The sequence below is a fragment of the Pseudomonas rubra genome, assembly GCF_028656935.1.
In the GTDB taxonomy this organism is placed as follows: domain Bacteria; phylum Pseudomonadota; class Gammaproteobacteria; order Pseudomonadales; family Pseudomonadaceae; genus Aquipseudomonas; species Aquipseudomonas rubra.
Genome location: NZ_JAMDGZ010000043.1, coordinates 14,537 through 39,457 on the forward strand (window position 1 = coordinate 14,537; position 24,921 = coordinate 39,457).

The following is a 24,921-nucleotide window of genomic DNA, read 5'->3' on the forward strand; positions in this document are numbered from 1 at the left end:
ACGCGGTGCCTGGAGTACCGCGGTGTCTGCATCGCTGGCAAGGCCAGCTCCCACAGGGTTTCGGGTTGGCTGCCGCACCACCGACCTTACCGTGATTGAGTCCCTGTGCCATGAATAGTGAATTTCGCAAGAACCTGCCGGGCACCGACCTGGATTATTTCGACGCCCGCGCGGCGGTCGATGCGATCAAGCCCGGCGCCTATGACCAGCTTCCTTACACCTCCCGCGTACTGGCGGAAAACCTGGTGCGCCGCTGCGATCCGGCCAGCCTCAATGCTTCGCTGGGCCAGCTGATCGAGCGCAAGCGCGACCTCGACTTCCCCTGGTTCCCGGCGCGCGTGGTGTGCCACGACATTCTCGGCCAGACCGCGCTGGTGGACCTGGCCGGCCTGCGCGATGCCATCGCCGACGGTGGCGGTGACCCGGCCCAGGTCAACCCGGTGGTGCCGGTGCAGTTGATCGTCGACCACTCCCTGGCGGTGGAGTGCGGTGGTTTCGACCCGCAGGCGTTCGACAAGAACCGCGCTATCGAAGATCGTCGCAACGAAGACCGCTTCCACTTTATCAACTGGACCAAGAAGGCGTTCAAGAACGTCGACGTGATCCAGCCGGGCAACGGCATCATGCACCAGATCAACCTGGAGAAGATGTCGCCGGTGATCCACGCCGAGCGCGGCGTGGCCTACCCGGACACCTGTGTCGGCACCGACAGCCACACCCCGCACGTTGACGCCTTGGGCGTGATCGCCATCGGCGTTGGCGGCCTTGAGGCGGAGAACGTCATGCTCGGCCGCGCTTCGTGGATGCGCCTGCCGGAAATCGTTGGCGTCGAGCTCTCGGGCAAGCCGCAACCGGGCATCACCGCCACCGACGTGGTGCTGGCCCTGACCGAATTCCTGCGCCAGCAAAAAGTGGTCGGCGCCTACCTTGAGTTCTACGGTGAAGGCGCCCGCGCCCTGACCCTGGGCGACCGTGCGACCATCTCCAACATGGCCCCGGAATACGGTGCCACCGCAGCGATGTTCTCCATCGATCAGCAGACCATCGACTACCTCAAGCTCACCGGCCGTGAAGATGAGCAGGTCAAGCTGGTGGAGACTTACGCGAAGGCCGCAGGCCTGTGGTCCGACAGCCTGGCCAATGCCGAGTACGAGCGGGTGCTGCGCTTTGACCTGTCGAGCGTGGTGCGCAACATGGCCGGGCCGTCCAACCCCCACGCCCGGGTCGCCACCAGCGACCTGGCGAGCAAGGGCATTGCCGGCCAGTGGGACGAAGTGCCGGGGCAAATGCCCGATGGTGCGGTGATCATTGCCGCTATCACCAGCTGCACCAACACCAGCAACCCGCGCAATGTGATTGCCGCAGGCCTGCTGGCGCGCAACGCCAACAAGCTTGGCCTGGTGCGCAAGCCGTGGGTGAAATCATCGTTGGCGCCAGGTTCCAAGACCGTCGCTTTGTACCTCAAAGAAGCGGGCCTTGACGACGAGCTTGAACAACTCGGTTTTGGCATCGTCGCCTTTGCCTGCACTACCTGTAACGGTATGTCCGGTGCGCTGGACCCGGTGATCCAGCAGGAAATCATCGACCGCGACCTGTACGCCACCGCCGTGCTCTCGGGCAACCGCAACTTCGATGGGCGTATCCACCCGTACGCCAAGCAGGCGTTCCTCGCTTCGCCGCCGTTGGTGGTGGCCTACGCGATTGCTGGCACCATTCGCTTTGATATCGAGAAAGATGTGCTGGGCGTGGTCGACGGCAAGGAAGTTCGCCTCAAGGACATCTGGCCAAGCGACGAAGAAATCGACGCAGTGGTCAAGGCGGCGGTCAAACCCGAGCAATTCCGCCAGGTCTACATCCCGATGTTCGCCGTGCAGGAAGACACCGGGCCCAAGGTCACCCCGCTGTACGACTGGCGCCCGATGAGCACCTATATCCGCCGCCCGCCATACTGGGAAGGCGCCCTGGCCGGCGAGCGCACGCTCAAGGGCATGCGCCCGCTGGCGGTGTTGCCGGACAACATCACCACCGACCACCTGTCGCCGTCCAACGCCATCATGCTCGACAGCGCCGCGGGCGAGTACCTGGCGAAAATGGGCTTGCCGGAGGAAGACTTCAACTCCTACGCCACCCATCGCGGTGACCACCTGACCGCGCAGCGCGCAACCTTTGCCAACCCGAAGCTGTTCAACGAAATGGTGCAAGAGAACGGCAAGGTCAAGCAGGGTTCGCTGGCGCGCATCGAGCCCGAAGGCAAGGTCGCGCGCATGTGGGAAGCGATCGAAACCTACATGGAGCGCAAGCAGCCGCTGATCATCGTTGCCGGTGCCGACTACGGCCAGGGCTCATCCCGTGACTGGGCGGCCAAGGGCGTACGCCTGGCCGGTGTCGAGGCGATCGTCGCCGAAGGCTTCGAGCGTATCCACCGCACCAACCTGGTGGGCATGGGCGTGTTGCCGCTGGAGTTCAAGCCGGGCGTCAACCGCAAGACCTTGGGCATCGACGGTACCGAGACCTACGACGTTGAGGGCCCGCGCACGCCGCGGGCGACCCTGACCCTGGTGATCACTCGTCAAAACGGCGAGCGTATCGAAGTGCCGGTGACGTGCCGCCTGGATACCGCCGAAGAAGTGTCGATCTACGAAGCGGGCGGGGTGCTGCAGCGCTTTGCCCAGGACTTCCTTGAATCGGCGGCCGTTTGAGGTAGGGCCCCATCGCGGGGCAAGCCCGCTCCCACAGTACTGTGGGAGCGGGCTTGCCCCGCGATAGCTCCCCCACAGCACTCACAGGACAACCCAGCTATGGCACATGCACCGCAAATCAAAATCCCCGCCACCTACATCCGTGGCGGCACCAGCAAGGGCGTATTCTTTCGCCTCCAGGACCTGCCCGAGCGTGCACAGGTCCCTGGTCCGGCCCGTGACGCCCTGCTGCTGCGGGTAATCGGCAGCCCCGACCCCTATGGCAAGCAGATCGACGGCATGGGCGGCGCGACGTCCAGCACCAGCAAAACCGTGATCCTCTCGCGCAGCATCAAGCCCGAGCACGATGTGGACTACCTGTTTGGCCAGGTCTCGATCGATACCGCTTTTGTCGACTGGAGCGGCAACTGCGGCAATCTCTCGGCGGCGGTCGGCTCTTTCGCCATCAGCGCCGGCCTGGTCGACAGCAGCCGCATTCCTCATGACGGCGTGGCCGTGGTGCGCATCTGGCAGGCCAATATCGGCAAGACCATCGTCGCCCATGTGCCGATCACTGACGGCGAAGTCCAGGAGACCGGTGACTTCGAACTGGACGGCGTGACCTTCCCGGCCGCCGAAGTGCAGCTCGAATTCATGGACCCGGCCGCCGACGAAGACGGCGAGGGCGGTTCGATGTTCCCTACTGGCAACCTGGTCGACGACCTGGTAGTGCCCGGCGTCGGCACCCTCAAGGCCACGCTGATCAATGCCGGCATCCCGACCATCTTCATCCAGGCCCAGGATATCGGCTACACCGGCACCGAGCTGCAGGAGGCGATCAACAGCGACCCGCAAGCCCTGGCCCGTTTCGAGACCATCCGTGCCTATGGCGCGGTGCGCATGGGTCTGATCGAACATATCGATGAAGCCGCCAAGCGCCAGCACACACCGAAAGTCGCCTTTGTCGCGCCGCCGACGGCCTATCAGTCATCCAGTGGTAAAGCCGTGGCCGCCGCCGACGTTGATCTAGTGGTACGGGCGCTGTCCATGGGCAAATTGCACCACGCCATGATGGGTACCGCTGCGGTTGCCATTGGTACGGCTGCGGCCGTGCCCGGCACCCTGGTCAACCTCGCTGCCGGTGGTGGCGAACGCAGCGCCGTACGATTCGGCCATCCCTCGGGCACCTTGCGCGTTGGCGCCCAGGCCCGCCAGGTGAACGGCGAGTGGACGGTTACCAAAGCAATCATGAGCCGCAGCGCTCGCGTGCTGATGGAGGGCTGGGTGCGGGTACCCGCTGATGCCTTCTGACCAGTAACGGCGCTTGGCTCCCTGTTACCTACGTCAACAGAGAGATGTGAAATGAGTGCCAACGTTGATCTGAACAACCGCCCCGACTACGACCGGGTGCTGCAGGACATTGCTGACTATGTCTTGAACTACAAGGTCGAGTCGGTGGAGGCGCTGGACACCGCGCGCAACTGCCTGATGGATACCCTGGGCTGCGGCCTGCTGGCGTTGCGTTTTCCGGAATGCACCAAGCACCTGGGGCCGCTGGTGGAAGGCACTGTGGTGCCGTTCGGCGCACGGGTGCCGGGTACCAGCTACCGCCTGGACCCGGTCAAGGCGGCCTGGGACATCGGTTGCATCGTGCGTTGGCTCGATTACAACGACACCTGGCTGGCTGCCGAGTGGGGGCATCCTTCCGACAACCTCGGCGGCATTTTGGCGGTGGCCGACCACCTGTCGCAAAAGCGCGTGGCCAATGGCGAGGCACCGTTGAGCATGCGTACGGTGCTTGAGGCGATGATCATGGCCCACGAGATCCAGGGCGTGATTGCCCTGGAAAACTCCTTCAACCGCGTCGGCCTTGACCATGTGCTGCTGGTCAAGGTCGCCTCTACAGCGGTGTGCGCCAAGCTCATGGGCGCCACTCGTGAACAGCTGCTGGCGGCGCTTTCCCACGCGTTCGTCGATGGCCAGGCCTTGCGCACCTACCGCCATGCGCCCAATGCCGGCTCGCGCAAGTCCTGGGCGGCGGGGGATGCCTCCAGCCGTGGCGTGCGTCTGGCCGATATCGCCTTGCGCGGCGAGATGGGCATTCCCGGGGTGCTGAGCGCACCGCAGTGGGGCTTTTACGATGTGCTGTTCAGCCACACCAACAAGGACCTGGCGCTCAAGCCCGAAGACAAACGCAGCTTCAGCCTGACGCAAAAATACGCCAGCTATGTGATGGAAAATGTGCTGTTCAAGATCAGTTTTCCCGCCGAATTCCATGCCCAGACCGCCTGCGAAGCGGCGGTAGCCCTGCACCCGCAGGTGCGTAACCGCCTGGATGAAATCGAGCGCATCGTCATTACCACCCATGAATCGGCGATCCGCATCATTTCCAAGGTTGGCACCCTGGCCAACGCCGCTGACCGCGATCACTGCATTCAGTACATGACCGCCGTACCGCTGATTTTCGGCAACCTGGTGGCCGAACAGTACGAAGATGATTTTCATGCTGCGCACCCGATCATCGACCGTTTGCGCGAGAAGATGGAGATCGTCGAAGAGCCGCGTTTTACCCGGGAATACCTGGAGGCCGACAAGCGCTCGATCGCCAATGCCGTGCAGGTGTTCTTCAACGATGGTTCGAGCACGGAGCGGGTGGTGGTGGAGTACCCGATTGGTCACCGTCGGCGGCGAGCCGAGGGCATTCCGTTACTGGAAGAGAAGTTCAAGGCCAACCTGGCGACACGCTTCACCGGGCAGCGTTCAGCGCAGATCTTTACCTTGTGCAAGGATCAGGCGGCGCTTGAGGCGACGGCGGTGCATCGGTTTGTTGATCTGTTGGTGATCTGAGGCCCTCATCGCTGGCTTGCCAGCGATGCTTTTCAAAGACAATAAAAAGCCCCGCCAATTGGCGGGGCTTTTTTTCACGCTAGGTCAGCTTAGGCTTGAACAACCGGAATCTTGGCGTTCGCAGCGGCTTCACGGAACTCGGCGATCTGGTCGAAGCTCAGGTAGCGGTAAACGTCGGCAGCCATGCTGTCGATGTTCTTCGCGTACTCCATGTACTCTTCGACGGTTGGCAGTTTGCCCAGGATCGAGGCAACGGCAGCCAGCTCGGCAGAAGCCAGGTAGACGTTGGTGGCGTCACCCAGGCGGTTCGGGAAGTTACGGGTCGACGTGGAGACCACGGTCGAACCGGTCTGCACACGTGCCTGGTTACCCATGCACAGCGAGCAGCCTGGCATTTCCATGCGTGCACCGGCTTTGCCGTAGATGCCGTAGTAGCCTTCTTCGGTCAGCTGGTGGGCGTCCATCTTGGTTGGCGGAGCCAGCCACAGACGGGTAGGGATGCCACCCTTGACCTTGTCCAGCAGCTTGCCGGCAGCGCGGAAGTGGCCGATGTTGGTCATGCACGAACCGATGAACACTTCGTCGATCTTCTCGCCCTGAACGCTCGACAGCAGGCGCGCGTCGTCCGGGTCGTTCGGCGCGCAGAGCACAGGCTCTTTCACGTCGGCCAGATCGATTTCGATGATTTCGGCGTATTCGGCATCGGCGTCGGCCGCCAGCAGTTTCGGGTTGGCCAGCCAGGCTTCCATGGCTTGCGCACGGCGCTCCATGGTACGGGCATCGCCGTAGCCTTCGCTGATCATCCAGCGCAGCAGGGTGATGTTCGACTGCAGGTACTCGGCGATCGCCTTCTCTGGCAGCTTGATCGAGCAACCGGCAGCGGAGCGTTCGGCCGAGGCGTCGGAAAGTTCGAACGCTTGTTCGACGGTGAGGTCGTCCAGGCCTTCGATTTCCAGGATGCGGCCGGAGAAGGCGTTGATCTTGCCCTTCTTCTCGACGGTCAGCAGGCCTTTCTGGATGGCGTAGTAAGGGATGGCATGAACCAGGTCACGCAGGGTGATGCCTGGCTGCAGTTTGCCCTTGAAGCGCACCAGGATCGACTCCGGCATGTCCAGCGGCATGACGCCGGTGGCAGCGGCGAAGGCGACCAGGCCGGAACCGGCCGGGAACGAGATGCCGATCGGGAAACGGGTGTGCGAGTCACCACCGGTACCGACGGTGTCCGGCAGCAACATGCGGTTCAGCCAGCTGTGGATGATACCGTCGCCTGGACGCAGGGACACGCCGCCACGGGTGCGGATAAAATCCGGCAGGGTATGGTGGGTGTTGACGTCGATCGGCTTCGGATAGGCCGCGGTGTGGCAGAACGACTGCATGACCAGGTCGGCGGAGAAGCCCAGGCAGGCGAGGTCTTTGAGCTCGTCGCGGGTCATCGGGCCAGTGGTGTCCTGGGAGCCGACGGTGGTCATCTTCGGTTCGCAGTAGGTGCCTGGACGCACACCTTTGTCTTCTGGCAGGCCGCAGGCCTTGCCGACCATCTTCTGCGCCAGGGTGTAGCCCTTGCCGGTGTCGACCGGGGCTTCTGGCAGCTTGAACAGGTCGGTTGGGCCCAGGCCCAACTCGGTGCGGGCTTTTTCGGTCAGGCCACGGCCGACGATCAGCGGGATACGGCCGCCAGCGCGGACTTCGTCGAGCAGCACTTCGGTCTTGAGCTGGAAGCTGGTGACCAGGTCGTCGCTGCCATGACGGCGCACTTCACCTTTGAACGGGTAAACGTCGATGACGTCGCCCATGGCAAGGTCGGTGCAGTCGAATTCGATTGGCAGGGCGCCGGCGTCTTCCATGGTGTTGTAGAAGATCGGGGCGATCTTGGTGCCGAAGCAGAAACCGCCAGCGCGCTTGTTCGGCACGTAAGGGATGTCGTCGCCGAAGAACCACAGCACCGAGTTGGTGGCGGATTTACGCGAAGAACCGGTGCCGACCACGTCACCGACGTAGGCGACCGGGAAGCCCTTGGCTTTGACTTCTTCGATCTGCTTGAGCGGGCCGATCGAGCCAGGCTGCTCAGGCACGATGCCGTCACGGGCCATTTTCAGCATGGCCAGGGCGTGCAGCGGGATGTCTGGGCGCGACCAGGCGTCCGGGGCAGGGGACAGGTCGTCGGTGTTGGTTTCGCCAGGCACCTTGAACACGGTCAGGGTGTACTTGTCGGCGATGGCCGGACGGGCGGTGAACCACTCACCGGCGGCCCAGGAGTCCAGCACGGCTTTGGCGTGGGCATTGCCCGCCTTGGCTTTCTCGGCGACGTCGTGGAACGCATCGAACATCAGCAGGGTGTGCTTGAGTTGTTCGGCAGCGACGGCAGCCAGTTCGGCGTCGTCCAGCAGCTCGACCATGGTGGCGATGTTGTAGCCGCCCTGCATGGTGCCCAGCAGCTCTACGGCGCGCTTTTTGTCGAGCAGCGGGGAGCTGGCTTCGCCCTTGGCGACGGCGGACAGGAAGCCGGCCTTGACGTAGGCAGCTTCGTCCACGCCTGGTGGAATGCGGTTGGTGATCAGATCAACGAGGAAGGCTTCTTCGCCAGCCGGAGGATTCTTCAGCAGCTCGACCAGGCCTGCGGTTTGTTCGGCGTTAAGCGGCTGGGGCACGATACCCTGGGCGGCACGCTCTTCGATGTGTTTGCGGTAGGCTTCAAGCACAGTTATTACCCTCATCAGTGGTCCCAAATGGGTGTCCGGGACGCTCATCCAGAAATTCCGGCAGCCGTGCGCAATACGGCTTCTTGGGCCGCGTAGCCAGGGTTGCAGGAAATCCTTACAGAAGCTGCTTTCAAAGTTTTACGCCTGTAGAACGGAGGCTGATGAGGGCTGGCGCGGGACATGCGCGAAGTGAATATCCCGGGCCAACGCCGTTCTACCGGATTAACTGTGCTCGTGACGCTTTGAAAACAGCTTCTAACGGACATTGCTGCCTTGAAAAGGCCGGATGATTCTACGGCAAAAAGTCGATAAAGGTAAGGCGCGCTGTATGACTTTAGCGGGTGACCCTCGTTAGACAAAGGGCTAACATGACAGCCTGTTCCACCGCCAAGCTGCCTTATTTTTCATGTCCAATCAGTCAATTAAAACGCCCTGTGTCGGCCTCTGCTCCACGGTTTACGGGGATCTGGTGTGCCGTGGCTGCAAGCGTTTTCACCATGAAGTGATCAACTGGAACGGCTACAACGAAGATGAGAAGCGTGCGGTGTGGCTGCGCCTGGAGCAGTTGCTGGTGCAGGTCATGGTGGCCAAACTTGAAGTCTTTGATGCCACGCGCCTGCGCCAGCAACTGGAGCTGCGCAAGATCCGCTTCGTGGTGCACCAGTCCGAATACTGCTGGGCTTATCAGTTGATTGCCCGTGGGGCGCGGGTGATTCGTGAGCTGGAGGCCTACGGCATGGTGTTGCTGCCGGAGTTTCGCGACTGGGAATTGCCCGAGTTGCGCGATGCCATTGATCGGGAATTCTTCCTGCTGTCCGAAGCCCACTACCAGCGCTATATCGCGCCGGGGTTTCTCAAGGATGCCCTGGGTTAGGCAGTGAATGCATCGCGGAGCAAGCCCGCTCCTACAGGTGCCGTAGGAGCGGGCTTGCTCCGTGATGAGGCCCTCAGCCCCTCGCCAGTTCAGCTAGCTGCACCTTCACTTCCTCGGTCTTGAGCACCAGCACATCGCATTCCAGCGAATCGAGCACCACCTCGGCAGTGTTACCGATCAACGCCCCGGAAATCCCGGTACGCGCCACAGTACCGATCACCGTCACCACCGCATCGTACTTGCTGGCGGTGTAGGGAATCAGCACATCCGCCGGCCCTTCGGCCACATGCAGGCGCTCGTCCTTGATATCGAACTCGGCCTGAAACGCTGTGCATTCCTCGCGATAGCGTTGCTCGATGGTTTCTTTCAATTGATAGACCGGGTCCGCCGCCGACAGCATCGGTGATGGATGGGCGCTGATCACGTGCAACTCGCCTTTGGCCAGGCTTGCTATCGCGTAGCCGTGATCGATGATGCTGGTGTGCAGCAGGCGATGGGCCTCGTCGTGATTGCCGACATCCACTGCAGCGAGGATCACCCCTCCAGTCCAAGGGCGTTCGGTCTTGACCATCAGCACCGCGCACGGGCACTGGCGCAGCAGCTTCCAGTCGCTGGGAGTGAGCAGGGCTTTTTTCAGCGGATTGTCCGGGCGGTGCTCCTTGATCACCAGGTCGCAGCCTTCGTCCTGCTGCACTTTGATGATCGATTCGTGCAGGCTGCCATGCCAGGCTTCTTCATGGGTCACATTGTCGAAGCCGTCATCATGCAACTGGCTGCTGAGCAGACTGAGCAGGGCGCTGTGGTCGTGGTTCTTGTCGCACATCAACAGGTGCAGGCGCGCACCAGTGGTACCGGCGATCAGTTTGGCCCGGGTCAGCGCGCGGCTGTGGGCGTGCTCGGGATCAAGTACCACCAGGATGCTGCGTACTTCTTGCATGAGCGTGAACTCCCTTCAGAAATGGCGACCAATGCCTGACTATAGTCGGCGCCAACTGCAATGGGCGTTGATATGTATCAAGCATAGTTGACTGGTGATCGCCGCCGCTGCCGGTATAATCGCCGCTCTTGCTGTTTGCCCTGCCTGTTTGTGAGCCTATGTCCCTTATTCCCGAAATCGAAGCCTTCCTTGGCTGCCGTACCCCTGACGCCTGGGTCCAGGCGGCGCTTGCCGACCAGGAAACCCTGCTGATCGATCACAAGAACTGCGAGTTCAAGGCCGCCAGTACCGCGCTGAGCCTGATGGCCAAGTACAACACGCACCTGGACCTGATCAACATGATGTCGCGTCTGGCCCGTGAAGAGCTGGTGCATCACGAGCAGGTGCTGCGCCTGATGAAGCGTCGCAAGATTGGCCTGCGACCGTTGTCGGCCGGGCGCTATGCCTCGGGCTTGCGCCGGGTGGTGCGCACCCATGAGCCGGTGAAACTGGTGGACACTCTGGTGGTGGGGGCGTTCATCGAGGCGCGCAGCTGCGAGCGTTTTGCCGCACTGGTACCGCACCTGGACGAGGAACTGGGTAAGTTCTATCACGGCTTGCTCAACAGCGAAGCGCGGCACTACCAAGGTTACCTGAAGCTTGCTCACCAGTACGGTGAGACGGCGGATATCGAGCGGGTGGTGGAGAAGGTCAGGGCGGTCGAGGCCGAACTGATCAGCAGCCCGGATGAAGAGTTTCGTTTTCATAGTGGTGTGCCTGCCTAAGCCTCATCGCGGGGAAAGCCCGCTCCCACAAAACCTGTGGGAGCGGGCTTTCCCCGCGATGGCTTTCTATCGTTCAATTAATAAGCAAGCTAATTAATGTCTTGACGCTAGCTGCCTAAGCAGTAACATTATGTAACTTACTGCCTAAGCAGGTATCTCCGTTCATGCAGCACTACACCCCGGAAAACTTCCAGAACTGCACCCTTGGCATGCTTCTGGGCCGCGCCGCGCTGGTCAAAGACCGCATCCTCGACAGCCATATGCAGCCCTACGGCGTTACCGCCGCGCAGTTCAAGGTGCTGATCATCGTCGCCCAGTACGGCGTCGACACCCCGGCCGAGCTGTGCCGCTACCTGTCGGTAGACAGCGGCTCGATGACGCGCATGCTCGACCGCCTGGAACAGAAAGACCTGATCATCCGCCGTCGCTGCCCAGACGACCGCCGGCAGATTCGCCTGGAGCTCAGCGAGGAGGGCCAGACGCTCGCCGACCAGTTGCCGCAGATCGGTGCTGCGGCGATGAACGAGCTGGTTGGGGTGCTGGAGCCCGGCGAGCTGGCCACCCTCGAAGCCATTCTGACCAAGGTGCTGCTGGCTGCCGGCGACACCTTGACTGCCATGCGTGTGGGGGCCAAATGAGCACCTGGCCCCTCGCCTTCGACTTCACGCATTCACTAAGCCAAGGTATTTGAAATGGCCGCTATTTCTTCTGCAGATGACACCACTCAGGACCTCGACAACGCGCGCAAGCGCAAAACCTGGTTGCTGGCGCTGGTGCTGCTGATTGTCGTCGGCGGCGCTGCGGTCTGGGCCTGGCATGAACTCTACGGGCGCTGGAGTGAAGAGACCGACGATGCCTATGTCAACGGCAACGTGGTGGAAATCACCCCGCAGGTGACCGGCACCGTGGTCAGCATTGGCGCGGACGATGGCGACCTAGTCCACGAGGGGCAGGTACTCATCGCGTTCGATCCCAGCGATGCCGAGGTTGGCCTGCAAGCTGCGCAAGCCAAGCTGGCCCGTGCCGTGCGCCAGGTGCGCGGCCTGTACAGCAACGTCGATGGCAAGAAGGCCCAGGTGGCTGCACGCCAGGCCGAGTTGCAAAAGGCCCAGGATAACTTCAATCGGCGCCGGACCCTGGCGGCTGGCGGCGCCATCTCCCAGGAAGAACTGTCCCATGCCCGCGACGACCTGGCGTCGGCCCAGAGTGCCTTGAGTGATGCCCGGCAGCAGCTCAACACCACCACTGCGCTGGTGGATGACACCGTGGTGTCGTCGCACCCCGAAGTGATGGCTGCTGCCGCCGAATTGCGTCAGGCTTATTTGAACAATGCCCGCACCACCCTGGTTGCGCCGGTCACAGGTTACGTGGCCAAACGCACGGTACAACTGGGCCAGCGCCTGCAACCGGGCATTGCGACCATGGCAGTCATCCCGCTGGACCAGCTGTGGATTGACGCCAACTTCAAGGAAACCCAGCTGCGCAACATGCGTATCGGCCAGCCGGTGGACATCGTCGCCGACCTGTATGGCAGCGACGTCAGATACAGCGGCACCATTGACAGCCTCGGTGCCGGTACCGGCAGCGCCTTTGCCTTGCTGCCGGCGCAGAACGCCACCGGCAACTGGATCAAGATCGTTCAGCGGGTACCGGTGCGCATTCATATCAATGCCGAACAACTGGCCAAGCACCCGCTGCGTGTCGGCCTGTCGACCCAGGTCGAAGTCGACTTGCACGACCAGAGCGGCCCGGTCCTGGCCCAGCAACCACCACAGAAGGCGTCGTTCGCCACCCAGGTATACGACCGTCAGCTGGTCGAGGCCGACACCCTGATCACCAAGTTGATCCATGACAACAGCGTAGGCTCCAGCAAGACGGCGCAGCGATGAGCGGCAGCCAGGCTTCCTTCACACCGCCAAGCCTGTTGCTGACCACCATTGGCCTGTCGCTGGCAACCTTCATGCAGGTGCTCGACACCACCATCGCCAACGTGGCGTTGCCGACCATTTCCGGCAACCTGGGCGTGAGTTCGGAGCAGGGCACCTGGGTCATCACCTCGTTTGCGGTGAGCAACGCCATTGCCTTGCCGCTGACCGGCTGGCTGAGCCGGCGCTTCGGTGAGGTCAAGCTGTTCATCTGGGCCACCCTGCTGTTTGTATTGGCCTCGTTCCTCTGTGGCATTGCCCAGTCGATGCCCGAACTGGTCGGCTTTCGCGTGCTCCAGGGTATCGTTGCCGGGCCTCTGTACCCGATGACCCAGACCCTGCTGATTGCGGTCTATCCACCGGCCAAGCGGGGCATGGCGCTGGCGCTGCTGGCGATGGTCACGGTGGTGGCGCCGATTGCCGGGCCGATTCTCGGCGGCTGGATCACCGACAGCTACAGCTGGCCGTGGATCTTCTTCATCAACGTACCGATTGGCCTGTTCGCCGCGGCCGTGGTGCGCCAACAGATGCGCAGCCGCCCGGTCAGTACCAGCCGTCAGCCGATGGACTACATTGGCTTGCTGAGCCTGATCATCGGCGTCGGGGCGTTGCAGATCGTGCTGGACAAGGGCAATGACCTGGACTGGTTCGAGTCCAGCTTCATCGTCATTGGCAGCTTGATTTCGCTGGTGTTCCTGGCGGTGTTCATCATTTGGGAACTGACCGACAAGCACCCGGTGGTCAACCTGCGCTTGTTTGCGCACCGCAACTTTCGCATCGGCACCATCGTGCTGGTCGGCGGCTATGCCGGGTTCTTCGGCATCAACCTGATCCTGCCGCAGTGGCTGCAGACGCAAATGGGCTACACCGCTACCTGGGCGGGCCTGGCGGTGGCACCGATCGGCCTGTTGCCGGTGCTGATGTCGCCGTTTGTCGGCAAGTACGCGCACAAATTCGACCTGCGTCTGCTGGCTGGGCTGGCGTTCCTGGCGATAGGCACCAGTTGCTTCATGCGCGCAGGCTTTACCAACGAAGTGGACTTCCAGCACATCGCCCTGGTGCAACTGTTCATGGGTATCGGCGTGGCGCTGTTCTTTATGCCGACCTTGAGCATCCTGCTGTCTGATCTGCCGCCTCATCAGATTGCCGACGGCTCGGGGCTGGCGACGTTTTTGCGCACCCTGGGAGGTAGCTTTGCCGCCTCGCTGACCACCTGGATCTGGATTCGCCGGGCGGACCAGCACCATGCCTACCTGAGCGAAAGCATCAGCACCTTCGAGCCGGCTACCCGCGAGGCGCTGAACCAACTGGGTGGGGCGAGCGGGCAGTCGTATGCGCAGCTGGAGCGGATGCTCGGCAGCCAGGCGTACATGATGTCGACGGTGGATTACTTCACCCTGATGGGCTGGATTTTCGCAGGCTTGATACTGCTGGTATGGCTGGCCAAGCCGCCGTTTGCGGCCAAGGCCGGGCCGGCGTCGGCGGGGCACTGAAGCAAAAGCATCGCTGGCAAGCCAGCTCCCACAGGGGCAACACATGACCTGTGGGAGCTGGCTTGCCAGCGATTGGGCCTATCAGGGAAAAGCAAAGGGTTGCAGTTGAAACCCTTGCTCATCCACCTGCAGCGCCCAACCTTGTCGGTCCCAATCACCCAGCACGATACGTCGCGCCGGTTGATCGCCAACCACCAGCTTGTGAATCGCCGGTCGATGGGTGTGGCCATGCACCAGGGTGCGAACCCCGAACTGCTGCATGATCCGCGGTACTTCCTCGGCGGTCACATCGACAATGTCGTTGGCCTTCATCCGCGTCTGCGCCCGGCTTTCGCTGCGCAGCTTGCGCGCAAGCTTTTGCCGGGTGCTCAGCGGCAGGTGCCGAAGAATCCACAGGCTCAGCGGGTTGCGCAGGTAACGGCGCATCTTCATGTAGGCCAGATCGCGGGTGCACAGGCTGTCGCCGTGCATCAGCAACACTGGCTCACCGCCCATCTCGACCACGCTGGGATCCGCCAGCAAGGTACAACCTGCGGCCGTGCAGAAGGCCTGGCCGAGCAGGAAGTCGCGGTTGCCGTGCATCAAAAAGACTTGCGTGCCGCTGTCGCTCAAGGCACGCAGAGCCTGGCAGATCGAGGTCTGGAAGGGCGTCATGGCGTCGTCGCCGATCCATGCCTCGAAGAAATCACCGAGGATGTACAGCGCCTCGGCGTGCCGCGCGCGACCGTCGAGCAGATCAACAAACGCCCGGGTAATGTCCGGGCGTTCTTCTTGCAGGTGCAGATCAGAGATCAGCAGTATCACTCAATGATCTCGGCTTTCTCGATGATCACGTCGTCTTTCGGCACGTCCTGGTGGCCGGACTTGGAGCCGGTGGCGACTTTCTCGATGGCGTCGACGATATCAGTACCTTCGGTCACTTTGCCGAATACTGCGTAACCCCAACCTTGCACGTTCTTGCCGCTGTGGTTGAGGAAATCGTTGTTCGAGGCATTGATGAAGAACTGTGCAGAAGCCGAATGCGGCTCCATGGTACGGGCCATGGCGATGGTGTACTTGTCATTCTTCAGGCCGTTGTCAGCTTCGTTCTGGATGCTGGCACGCTTGTCACGCTTCTCGTTCATGCCTGGTTCGAAACCGCCGCCCTGGATCATGAAGCCCTTGATCACGCGGTGGAATACGGTGTTGCTGTAGTGGCCAGCGTTAACGTATTCGATGAAGTTGGCCACGGTGATCGGGGCTTTCTCGGCGTTCAGCTCGATGACGATGTCGCCGTGGTTGGTGGTCAATTTGACTTGGGTCATGCTCAAATTCTCGCTGTTCAAGGCATTGAAAAATGGTTCGCGCAGTATCGCGATACACACCTGACGCACAGTCTACCGCCCGCGATACGTGATGCGCGGCAGTTTTTTTGCATTCGCTGGCGAATATCGCGCCAGTTTGTCGGCGCGATGCTGTCGGCAGCTCGACCGCTTCGGCTATGATAAGCGCTTTGATTCAGTCGGCCTACCCAGGCCGTGCCCCCCGTATTCAAGGATCCTATGAGCAAGCCCACTGCCGACACCGCTCCCAACGCCGCTGCCAAAGGCGCTCCCGTCATCCCTGCGAACTTCCTGCGCCCGATCGTGCAGGCAGACCTGGACTCGGGCAAGCACAGCAGCATCGTCACCCGTTTTCCGCCTGAGCCCAACGGTTACCTGCACATCGGCCATGCCAAGTCGATCTGCGTGAACTTCGGCCTGGCCCAGGAATTCGGTGGGGCCTGTCACCTGCGTTTCGATGACACCAACCCGGCCAAAGAGGACCAGGAGTACATCGACGCGATCCAGAGTGACATCAAGTGGCTGGGCTTCGAGTGGACCGGCCCGGTGCGCTACGCTTCGCAATACTTCGACCAGTTGCACGACTGGGCTGTCGAGCTGATCAAGGCCGGCAACGCCTATGTCTGCGACCTGACCCCGGAGCAGGCCAAGGAATACCGCGGCAACCTGACCGAGCCTGGCAAGAACAGCCCGTTCCGTGAGCGCAGCGTCGAAGAGAACCTCGACCTGTTCGCGCGCATGAAAGCCGGCGAGTTCAAGGACGGCGAGCGCGTGCTGCGGGCCAAGATCGACATGGCCTCGCCGAACATGAACCTGCGCGACCCGATCCTCTACCGTATCCGCCATGCCCATCACCACCAGACAGGTGATGCGTGGTGCATCTACCCCAACTACGACTTCACCCACGGTCAGTCGGATGCCATCGAAGGCATCACTCATTCGATCTGCACCCTGGAGTTCGAAGGCCACCGTCCGCTGTACGAGTGGTTCCTAGACAACCTGCCGGTGCCGGCCAAGCCGCGCCAGTACGAGTTCAGCCGCCTGAACCTGAACTACACCATCACCAGCAAGCGCAAGCTCAAGCAACTGGTCGACGAACAGCACGTCAACGGCTGGGACGACCCGCGCATGTCGACCCTGTCGGGCTTCCGTCGTCGTGGCTACACCCCGGCCTCGATCCGCAACTTCTGCGACATGGTTGGTACCAACCGCTCCGACGGTGTGGTCGACATGTCGATGCTCGAGTTCAGCATCCGTGACGACCTCGACCGCACCGCGCCACGCGCCATGTGCGTACTGCGCCCACTGAAAGTAGTCATCACCAACTACCCTGAAGGCCAGGTCGAGAACCTCGAACTGCCGCGCCACCCCAAAGAAGACATGGGCGTGCGCGCACTGCCGTTCGAGCGCGAGATCTACATCGATCGCGACGACTTCATGGAAGAGCCGCCAAAGGGCTACAAGCGCCTGGAGCCGGCCGGTGAAGTGCGCCTGCGCGGCAGCTACGTGATCCGCGCCGACGAGGCGATCAAGGATGCCGATGGCAACATTGTCGAGCTGCGCTGCTCGTATGACCCGGACACCCTGGGCAAGAACCCTGAAGGGCGCAAGGTCAAGGGCGTGATCCACTGGGTTCCGGCCAATGCCAGCGTCGAATGCGAAGTACGCCTGTACGACCGCCTGTTCCGCTCGGCCAACCCCGAGAAGACCGATGATGGCGGCAACTTCCTTGACAACATCAATCCTGATTCGCTGCAGGTGCTGACCGGTTGTCGTGCGGAACCTTCCCTGGGCCAGGCCCAGCCAGAAGACCGCTTCCAGTTCGAGCGCGAAGGCTACTTCTGCGCCGACCTGAAAGACTCCCAGCCGGGTCGCCCGGTGTTCAACCGCACCGTGACCCTGCGCGATTCGTGGGGCAGCTAAGGAACTCTCGTGCTTACCATCTACAACACGCTCAGCAAGACCAAGGAAGCCTTCAAGCCGCTTGAAGGCAACAAGGTGCGGATGTACGTCTGCGGCATGACCGTCTACGACTTCTGCCACCTGGGCCACGGGCGCAGCATGGTTGCCTTCGACCTGGTGACCCGTTGGCTGCGTTACAGCGGCTACGACCTGACCTATGTGCGCAACATCACCGACATCGATGACAAGATCATCAACCGGGCCAATGAGAACGGCGAAACCTTCGACGCCCTGACCGCCCGCATGATCGACGCGATGCACGAAGACGAGCGCCGCCTGAACATCCTGCCGCCGGACCAGGAGCCGCGTGCCACCGACCATATCGCCGGCATGCACGCGATGATCCAGACCCTGATCGACAAGGGCTATGCCTACGCGCCGGGTAACGGCGACGTGTATTACCGGGTCGGCAAGTTCGTCGGCTACGGCAAGCTGTCGCGCAAGAAGATCGAAGACCTGCGCATCGGTGCCCGTATCGAGGTTGACGAAGCCAAGCAGGACCCGCTCGACTTCGTGCTGTGGAAGGGCGTCAAACCCGGCGAGCCGAGCTGGGAATCACCATGGGGTCCGGGCCGTCCGGGCTGGCACATCGAGTGCTCGGTGATGTCCACCTGCTGCCTGGGCGAGAGCTTCGACATCCACGGCGGTGGCAACGACCTGGAGTTTCCGCACCACGAAAACGAAATCGCCCAGAGCGAGGCCGCCACCGGCAAGCAGTACGCCAACTCGTGGATGCACTGCGGGATGATTCGCATCAATGGCGAGAAGATGTCCAAGTCCTTGAACAACTTCTTCACCATTCGCGACGTGCTCGACAAGTATCACCCCGAGGTGGTGCGCTACCTGCTGGTGTCGAGCCACTACCGCAGCTCGATCAACTATTCCGAAGACAGCCTGCGCGAGTCCAAGGGCGCGCTGGAGCGTTTCTACCACGCCCTGCGCGGCCTGCCGCGAGTTGCGGCCGAGGGTGGCGAGGCCTACGTCGAGCGCTTCAAAGCGGCGATGAACGACGACTTCGGCACCCCCGAAGCCTGCGCCGTGCTGTTCGAGCTGGTGCGCGAAATCAACCGCCTGCGCGACAGCGAGCCACAGGTTGCTGCCGGCCTGGCCGGTCGTCTGCGTGAGCTGGCTGATCTTCTGGGTGTGTTGCAGCTTGAAGCCGATGACTTCCTGCGCGCCGGTGCCGAAGGCAAGGTCGATGCGGCTGAAGTCGAAGCGTTGATCCAGGCGCGCCTGCAAGCGCGTGCCGACAAGAACTGGGCCGAATCCGACCGTATCCGCGACCAGATCACCGCCATGGGCGTGGTCCTGGAAGACGGCAAGGGCGGCACGACCTGGCGCTTGGCTGATTGATCGGCGGGGTTTTCATCGCTGGCAAGCCAGCTCCCACAGGGGACAACACCTGACCTGTGGGAGCTGGCTTGCCAGCGATGAGGCCCTAACGTCTACAATGCAACACCAGTTTCGCCCCACCCAGCTCACTCCCCCCGACCTCCAACTCAAAGCCATGCAGGTCAACGATCGCCGCAACGATCGACAAACCAAGCCCGAACCCCGTGTGGCGCTGGCCTTCCTCGCTGCGATAAAAACGCTTCAACACCGCCCCACGCTCGTCTGCGGGAATCCCCGGGCCGCTGTCATGCACCTCGATATGCACACTGTCGCCATCGCTCAGTGCCCGCATCAGCACCTGGCCCTGCGCCGGGGTGAACTTGATCGCGTTGCCTACCAGGTTGGCCAGCGCCTCGAACAGCAGTTCGCGGTCGCCGTGCAAGGCCGGTAGTTGTTCGGGCATCTGCAGCTGCAGGTCAATGTCGCCGTCTTCGGCCAGTGGCAGGTAGAAGTCGTGCAGCTCCAGCAGCAGGCCATGGGGATCCAGCTCAACAAAACCGGCGCGGCGCTGGCGGTCTTCCAGCTCACTGATGCGCAGCAGGCCGCGAAAGCGCGCCATCAGCGTGTCGGTCTCGCCGATTGCCTGTTCCAGCGCCTCGGCTTGTGGTGAGTCATCGCCGGCCTGCTGGCGAATGCGGTAGAGCTGGGCGCGCAGGCGAGTCAGCGGGGTGCGCAGGTCGTGGGCGATGTTGTCGCACACGCCTTTGACTTCATGCATCAGCCGCTCGATGCGGTCGAGCATGGCATTGACGATGGCCGCGAGCATATCCAGCTCGTCGCGCCGCGCCGACAACGGCAGGCGCCGGGTCAGGTCACCGGCGACGATCTGCTCGGCACTGGCCTGGATCGCGCGAATACGCTTGAGCGGCCTGCGGCGCAGCAGGTACCAGCCGGCGATACCGGGGATGATGGTCAGCGACAGGCCCCAGAGCAGGGCATGGAGGATGATCCGGGTGACCACGAACAGTGAGCCGTTGTCGCGCACCAGCACCAACCAGCGGCCATCACGGACCTTGATCGCCACCGCATCGCAGCTGTCGCGGGGCAGGTGTGGGTCGTCGGCGTCCAGGCAGCGGCTGAGCTCGTGAATCTTGCCATCCAGGCCCAGCTCGGGCGGCACCTGGCGGATCTGCCCACCCAGCGGATTGAACTGGGCGTCGAACAGTCCGTAGGCGTCGAAACTGCGCTCCTCGAAGGCTTGGCTTGCGATCAGGGCGTCGTCGAGCTGTTTGCCGCTCATGTGCGCGAACAGGTGCTGGCGCTGCAGCAAGGAGTGGCGGGTGAGCTTGTTCAGGTAGCCCGAGACCTCGAAGTACAGCACCCCCATGAGGATGCTGCTCCAGGCCACGAACAGGAAACTGTACAGTGCCAGCAAGCGGCTGGTCGACGAGCTCCAGCCCTTAGACGGGTTCGGCAATGGCATAGCCCGAGCCCCGCACAGTGCGAATCAGCGGTGTCTGGCCAGCGGCGTCGATCTTCTTGCGCAAGCGTCCGATGTGTACGTCGATCAGATTGGTGCCCGGGTCGAAGTGATAGCCCCAGACTTCCTCGAAAATCATCATCCGGGTGATCACCTGGCCGGCATGGCGCATGAGGAACTCCAGCAGCTTGTACTCGGTGGGCAGCAGGTTGAGGGTCTGCTCGCCGCGCTTGGCCTCATGGCTGATCAGGTCCAGCTCAAGGTCGGCGACCTGCAGGCGGGTCTGCGCCAGGGGCACGCTGTTGCGCCGTAGCAATACCTCGACGCGGGCGGCCATTTCGTCTGAGGCGAAGGGTTTGGTCAGGTAGTCATCACCACCGGCGCGCAGGCCGCGAACCCGTTCGTCGACATCCGAGAGGGCGCTGATCATCAGGATCGGCGTGGCGATCTTCAGGGTGCGCAGGGTGGTGACGATGGTCAGGCCATCGACTTCCGGCAGCATCCGGTCCAGGGTGATCAGGTCATAGCCACCGGCAATGGCCTTGGCCAGGCCTTCGCGACCGTTGTCGGCCCATTCCACTTCCAGGCCATGGCTGGAAAGCTCGGCGACGATTTCCTGGGCGGTGACAGCGTCGTCTTCGATAGTCAGTACGCGGGGCATGCTTTTACCTGGGCGGCGGGTAGAGACTTGATTGTGCCAAAGAATAGGCGTTGCCCGGGTTAAAGAAAAATTCATCTAGGGGAGGGGGCCACAATGGGCCGGCATGCACCGGCCCCTGTGGGAGCCGGCCTTGCCGGCGATGGGCCGCAGCGCGGCCCCCGATTGCAGGTCAGGCGACTTTCACAATCCAGCCCGCCGGGCCTTCGACGTCGCCGCTCTGAATACCCGTCAGCTCGTCGTAGAGCTTGCGGGTCACCGGGCCGACTTCGGTTTCGCTGTGGAACACGTGCAGCTTGCCGTTGTACTGGATGCCGCCGATCGGGGTAATCACCGCAGCGGTACCGCAGGCACCGGCCTCGACGAAGCGGGCGAGGTTGTTGATTTCCACGTCGCCCTCGATGACCTTGAGGCCAAGACGCGATTCAGCCAGCTCCATCAGCGACAGACGGGTGATCCCCGGCAGTACGGAGGCGGATTTTGGCGTGACGAACTCGTTGTTGGCGGTAATACCGAAGAAGTTGGCCGAACCGACTTCCTCGATCTTGCTGTGGGTCAGCGGGTCCAGGTAGATGCAGTCGGCAAAGCCGGCCTTCTTGGCCTCATAGCCCGGTTGCAGGCTGGCGGCGTAGTTGCCGCCGACTTTGGCTGCTCCGGTGCCTTGTGGTGCAGCACGGTCGTAGTCGGAGATCAGGAACTTGTGCGGGGTCATGCCACCCTTGAAGTACGAGCCAACCGGAATGGCGAAGATCGAGAAGATGAACTCCGGCGCGGTACGCACGCCGATGTTGTCGCCGGTACCGATGACGAATGGTCGCAGGTACAGCGCGCCCTTGCCATAGGGTGGAATGAAACGCTCGTTGGCCTTGACCACCTGCTTGCAGGCGTCGATGAACTGTTCGGTCGGCACCCGCGGCATCAGCAGGCGGTCGCAGCTGCGCTGCATGCGCGCGGCGTTCTGGTCCGGACGGAACAGGTTGATCGAGCCGTCCTTGCAGCGGTAGGCCTTCATCCCCTCGAAGCATTGCTGGCCATAATGCAGCGCGGTGGAACCTTCACTGATGTGCAGCACGTTGTCTTCGGTCAGGGTGCCGTTATCCCACTCGCCGTTACGGAACACGGACAGGTAGCGCTTGTCAGTCTTGATGTAGTCGAAGCCCAGCTTGTCCCAGTTAATGCTTTCGTTACTCATGGCACCCTCGATTCGGTTACAGACGCCTGCTCGGGCAGGCGGTTCTTATTGCGCACTCGGCCACGATAATACATCCCGTGCAGATCGGGAACGCCCAGTCATGGATTGGACCTTGGTCGCAGTGAAAATCTTGCGCCCGTCCATCGCGCCGGGCGTTGACCACTGACAGGCCCGGGCGCATTATCAAAGCATGAAGATTTGCCTGCTGACCTCGTCGCGTACCACTACTACCGCCATATGCGGGGTGGGTACGGCTGCTTAACCTAAGGCAGCAGGTAATCCAAGGCCCCGCCAGCAATGGACGGGGCCTTGTCGTTTCTCCGTCCGGGCTGGCCTTTCACGGAGAGATGAAAATGCATGCAAAACGCGCACTGTTGGTCCTGGATATGCAAATGGGGTTGTTCCATGGCCCCGAACAGCCCTGGCAGGGTGAGCAGGTGCTGAACCGGGTCAACAGCTTGATCGCTGCGGCCCGCACCGCCCAGGCACCGGTGTTCGCGGTTCGCCACACTGGCCCCGAAGGCTCGCCGATTGCCGTAGACAGCCCCGCGTGGCAGCTGCTGCCGGCGCTGGCGATCGATCCTGCACGCGATAGCGTCTTCAATAAAACCCGTCCCAGCGCTTTCTTTGCCACGTCGCTGGCCGAGCAACTGCGCAAGGCCGCTATCGAAGAGCTGGTCATCGCGGGTCTCAAGACCCAGTACTGCGTCGACACCAATTGCCGGGTCGCCCGCGAGCTGGGCTTCAACGTGGTGCTGGTCAGCGATGCCCACACCTGCATGGACACCCCGGGTCTGTCTGCCGAGGCAATCATCAGCCACCACAACCTGACCCTGGGCGGCGCCTTTGTCCGTCTGCAATCAACTGCAGACGTGCAGTTCTGAGCCTTCGCCCAACTGCAGGTAGCCGTCCAGCGCCAGCTGCTGCATGAACACCTGGTCGTGGGACGCCACCAGCAGGGTCCCGCGGTACTGGCGCAACATGGCTTCCAGGGCGGCGAGGGAGGGCAGGTCGAGGTGGTTGCTCGGCTCGTCGAGCAGTAGCAGCTGCACCGGGGTGTCTCGGTACAGCACCCCGGCCAGCGTGGCCTTGAGCCGTTCACCGCCGCTGAGCACGCCGCTGGGCAAGGTGATGCGTTCAGCGTCCAGGCCCAGTTGCGCCAGACGTGTGCGCAGGGTGCTTTCATCCCGATTGCCGGTGGCTTCGCGCAAGTAATCGAGCACTGATTGTTCGGCGGGCAGCAGGCTGCAGTGCTGGTCGAGCAAGGCGACTTCCCCGCGTATCTCACAGTGACCCGCGGTGGGCGCCAATTGACCCGCCAGCACCTTGAGCAACGTTGATTTGCCGCTGCCATTGGCCCCGGTCAGGCCCAGGCGTTCACCGCTGTGCAGGCTGGCAGTGAGTTGGCCTGGGTGTACAAAGGGTAACTGCATGTCCGTGATGGCCACCACCTGGCTGCTGATCGGCTGCTGCGGCGTGGGTGCATGGATCACAATCGGGTTGCTGGCTTCGACCTGCTGCGCAGCATCGCGCACTTGTGCATTCAGGGCCTGGCGCGCGGCCTGATGATCACGTTGCTGCTTGCCGGCGGTGGTTTCGCTGCGTTGCTGCTTGCGGTCGAGGAGGATCTTCGCCTGGTTGGCCGAGCGCGCGCTTTTGCTGGCACGGGACTGCTGGCGCTCCAGGCGCTCGCGCTGTTGTTGCAGTTCTCGGGCCTGGCGTTGGCGCTCGAGTTTGAGGCGTTCCAGGGTGCGTTCGGCCTGCTCGGTCTGCGCGCTTTTGTGCTGGGCATAGACACTGTAATTGCCGCCGAAGCTACTCAGGCCCAGGGGCGAGAGCTCGACGATGCGCTCCATGCGTTCAAGCAGCGCGCGGTCGTGACTGATCACCAGCAAGCCCTTGCTCCAGCCCTCGAACCAGGTCATCAGCGTCTCGCGGCTGGCAGCGTCCAGGTGGTTGCTGGGCTCGTCGAGGATCAGGTAATCGGCATCACTGACAAAGGCCCCTAGCAGCGCCACACGCATGGCCTGGCCGCCACTGAGGCGGCTTGCCGGCGTATCCCAACTGAGCTGCGCAAGACCTTGCTGATCAAGCTGTGCTTGCAGGCGTTCGCGAATGTCCCAGCGTTCGCCGACGCTATCGAAGTCGGCCGGCTGAGTGCTGCCAGCCTCGATGCGTAGCAGGGCATCGATCACCTCGCCGACCTGGGCCAGGTCCGCCACCGTGGTATTGGCAGCGGTCAGTTGCTGACCCAGATAGTGCACCCGGCCATTGCGCAGGCAGCGGCCTGCGCTGGGTGCAAGACGTCCGGCCAGCAACTGCGCCAGCAGCGACTTGCCCACGCCATTGCGCCCGACCAGGCCGGTGCGGCGCTGGTCGAATGCCTCGACAAGATCGGAAAACAACAGCCTGCCATCGGGCAAGGCCAAGGTGACGCAGTCCAGCGTCAGGATCGACGTATTCGTCATGCAAAACTCCACAAAATGCCCGCGACGTCCCCAGGAAAAGAGGCTGAAGACTGGCCGTCGCAAAGACGGCGGCATTAATGGCGCATTGGACGAATACCTCGGGGGAGATGGGGGAGGGGACAGCTTAGGGGGTAGAGAGCTGTAGGTAAAGCATCCTTCAGTCCAGGTGATCAAATCTTCGACGTCTGAAAAATAAGCTGGAGCCGGAACCTGAAATGAGCAATGACACCAACCAAATGTCCAGTTCGTACCAGTATTTGTCCGGAAATGCGAAGAGACCATAAGTGCCA

General features: G+C 62.2%; 19 protein-coding genes. 11 read left to right on the plus strand and 8 right to left on the minus strand.

Features of this window, described 5'->3' with window-relative positions:
- The first annotated feature begins 110 nt into the window (after positions 1 to 110).
- The 3 genes from acnD to prpD all read left to right on the plus strand — a co-directional run bounded on the left by acnD (position 111) and on the right by prpD (position 5,525).
- On the plus strand, positions 111 to 2,699 hold the full coding sequence (gene acnD, locus M5G17_RS18475; RefSeq protein WP_273894362.1) for a Fe/S-dependent 2-methylisocitrate dehydratase AcnD: 2,589 nt from the start codon (positions 111 to 113) through the stop codon (positions 2,697 to 2,699).
- A gap of 99 nt (positions 2,700 to 2,798) precedes the next feature.
- Positions 2,799 to 3,989, plus strand: coding sequence for a 2-methylaconitate cis-trans isomerase PrpF (prpF, locus tag M5G17_RS18480; protein WP_273894363.1), 1,191 nt, complete (start codon positions 2,799 to 2,801; stop codon positions 3,987 to 3,989).
- A 51-nt stretch (positions 3,990 to 4,040) separates the two neighbouring features.
- The gene (prpD, locus tag M5G17_RS18485; protein ID WP_273894364.1) at positions 4,041 to 5,525 is read left to right on the plus strand and encodes a 2-methylcitrate dehydratase; all 1,485 of its coding nucleotides are present in this window, start codon (positions 4,041 to 4,043) and stop codon (positions 5,523 to 5,525) included.
- Positions 5,526 to 5,614: 89 nt separating this feature from the next.
- Here the strand turns inward: prpD and acnB are convergent, their stop codons facing one another.
- Entirely contained in the window at positions 5,615 to 8,224 is a 2,610-nt protein-coding gene (acnB, locus tag M5G17_RS18490; protein WP_273894462.1) for a bifunctional aconitate hydratase 2/2-methylisocitrate dehydratase, read from the minus strand.
- Positions 8,225 to 8,630: 406 nt separating this feature from the next.
- On the opposite strand from acnB, the gene M5G17_RS18495 reads away from it, so the two are divergent.
- Positions 8,631 to 9,098 carry a DUF1289 domain-containing protein gene (locus M5G17_RS18495; protein WP_273894365.1) on the plus strand — a complete coding sequence of 156 codons (468 nt, stop codon included), beginning with the start codon at positions 8,631 to 8,633 and terminating at the stop codon, positions 9,096 to 9,098.
- Positions 9,099 to 9,171: 73 nt separating this feature from the next.
- On the opposite strand, the gene M5G17_RS18500 is transcribed toward M5G17_RS18495, so the two are convergent.
- A complete protein-coding gene (locus M5G17_RS18500) occupies positions 9,172 to 10,035 on the minus strand; it encodes a universal stress protein (protein ID WP_273894366.1) in 864 nt (287 codons plus the stop codon).
- 158 nt (positions 10,036 to 10,193) lie between these two features.
- Between M5G17_RS18500 and M5G17_RS18505 the strand changes: the two genes are divergently transcribed.
- The 4 genes from M5G17_RS18505 (at position 10,194) to M5G17_RS18520 (ending at position 14,217) form a co-directional block, all read left to right on the plus strand.
- Complete coding sequence (locus tag M5G17_RS18505; protein ID WP_273894367.1) at positions 10,194 to 10,799, plus strand: MiaE family protein; 606 nt, start codon at positions 10,194 to 10,196, stop codon at positions 10,797 to 10,799.
- A 164-nt stretch (positions 10,800 to 10,963) separates the two neighbouring features.
- Positions 10,964 to 11,437, plus strand: coding sequence for a MarR family winged helix-turn-helix transcriptional regulator (locus M5G17_RS18510; RefSeq protein WP_273894368.1), 474 nt, complete (start codon positions 10,964 to 10,966; stop codon positions 11,435 to 11,437).
- Between the two features lie 54 nt (positions 11,438 to 11,491).
- Positions 11,492 to 12,688, plus strand: a complete 1,197-nt coding sequence (locus M5G17_RS18515) for an HlyD/EmrA/EmrK family protein (RefSeq protein ID WP_273894369.1) — start codon at positions 11,492 to 11,494, stop codon at positions 12,686 to 12,688.
- Entirely contained in the window at positions 12,685 to 14,217 is a 1,533-nt protein-coding gene (locus M5G17_RS18520) for a DHA2 family efflux MFS transporter permease subunit (protein WP_273894370.1), read from the plus strand. The genes M5G17_RS18515 and M5G17_RS18520 overlap by 4 nt, the downstream gene beginning before the upstream one ends.
- An 81-nt stretch (positions 14,218 to 14,298) precedes the next feature.
- On the opposite strand, the gene lpxH is transcribed toward M5G17_RS18520, so the two are convergent.
- A complete protein-coding gene (gene lpxH / locus M5G17_RS18525; RefSeq protein WP_273894371.1) occupies positions 14,299 to 15,021 on the minus strand; it encodes a UDP-2,3-diacylglucosamine diphosphatase in 723 nt (240 codons plus the stop codon).
- Positions 15,018 to 15,521, minus strand: a complete 504-nt coding sequence (locus M5G17_RS18530) for a peptidylprolyl isomerase (protein WP_273894372.1) — start codon at positions 15,519 to 15,521, stop codon at positions 15,018 to 15,020. The genes lpxH and M5G17_RS18530 overlap by 4 nt, the downstream gene beginning before the upstream one ends.
- 237 nt (positions 15,522 to 15,758) lie before the next feature.
- On the opposite strand from M5G17_RS18530, the gene M5G17_RS18535 reads away from it, so the two are divergent.
- Together M5G17_RS18535 and cysS are read left to right on the plus strand one after the other, a co-directional pair.
- On the plus strand, positions 15,759 to 17,462 hold the full coding sequence (locus M5G17_RS18535) for a glutamine--tRNA ligase/YqeY domain fusion protein (protein WP_273894373.1): 1,704 nt from the start codon (positions 15,759 to 15,761) through the stop codon (positions 17,460 to 17,462).
- Positions 17,463 to 17,471: 9 nt separating this feature from the next.
- Positions 17,472 to 18,854 (plus strand): cysteine--tRNA ligase, encoded by a 1,383-nt coding sequence (cysS, locus tag M5G17_RS18540; protein ID WP_273894374.1) that lies wholly within the window; start codon positions 17,472 to 17,474, stop codon positions 18,852 to 18,854.
- An 85-nt stretch (positions 18,855 to 18,939) separates the two neighbouring features.
- On the opposite strand, the gene M5G17_RS18545 is transcribed toward cysS, so the two are convergent.
- The 3 genes from M5G17_RS18545 to M5G17_RS18555 form a co-directional block, all read right to left on the minus strand.
- Complete coding sequence (locus tag M5G17_RS18545) at positions 18,940 to 20,316, minus strand: sensor histidine kinase (RefSeq protein WP_273894375.1); 1,377 nt, start codon at positions 20,314 to 20,316, stop codon at positions 18,940 to 18,942.
- Positions 20,294 to 20,974 (minus strand): response regulator transcription factor, encoded by a 681-nt coding sequence (locus tag M5G17_RS18550; RefSeq protein ID WP_115086207.1) that lies wholly within the window; start codon positions 20,972 to 20,974, stop codon positions 20,294 to 20,296. The genes M5G17_RS18545 and M5G17_RS18550 overlap by 23 nt, the downstream gene beginning before the upstream one ends.
- Positions 20,975 to 21,143: 169 nt before the next feature.
- Complete coding sequence (locus tag M5G17_RS18555) at positions 21,144 to 22,163, minus strand: branched-chain amino acid aminotransferase (RefSeq protein ID WP_273894376.1); 1,020 nt, start codon at positions 22,161 to 22,163, stop codon at positions 21,144 to 21,146.
- Positions 22,164 to 22,510: 347 nt separating this feature from the next.
- On the opposite strand from M5G17_RS18555, the gene M5G17_RS18560 reads away from it, so the two are divergent.
- Positions 22,511 to 23,047, plus strand: coding sequence for a cysteine hydrolase family protein (locus M5G17_RS18560; protein WP_273894377.1), 537 nt, complete (start codon positions 22,511 to 22,513; stop codon positions 23,045 to 23,047).
- Here the strand turns inward: M5G17_RS18560 and M5G17_RS18565 are convergent.
- Positions 23,024 to 24,631 carry an ABC-F family ATP-binding cassette domain-containing protein gene (locus M5G17_RS18565; protein ID WP_273894378.1) on the minus strand — a complete coding sequence of 536 codons (1,608 nt, stop codon included), beginning with the start codon at positions 24,629 to 24,631 and terminating at the stop codon, positions 23,024 to 23,026. The two genes, M5G17_RS18560 and M5G17_RS18565, sit on opposite strands and share 24 nt — an antisense overlap.
- Positions 24,632 to 24,921: the final 290 nt, after the last annotated feature.